This window comes from Erwinia sp. ErVv1 (assembly GCF_900068895.1).
Lineage (GTDB): Bacteria > Pseudomonadota > Gammaproteobacteria > Enterobacterales > Enterobacteriaceae > Erwinia.
Window position 1 is genome coordinate 114,062 of the sequence record NZ_CDPK01000003.1, and the last position, 201, is coordinate 114,262.

Below are 201 nucleotides of genomic sequence, written 5' to 3' on the forward strand. Positions count from 1 at the left end.
CGATGAATGTCGCCTGCGGGTAGTGCCCGTTGCGCTAGAGTCTTAGTGCCGTCGCCTACGTGTGGGGCCCGGTGCCAGGCGGTCCTCGCGCCGCGCGTGGCGCGGTTCCTTAGCTCCGCTCGTCGACCTTTCGGAGCGGTCATGACGTGACATCCCTGTCCCGACATGCCCTTGTGCCAGCATCCCTGCTGGCCCATCCGG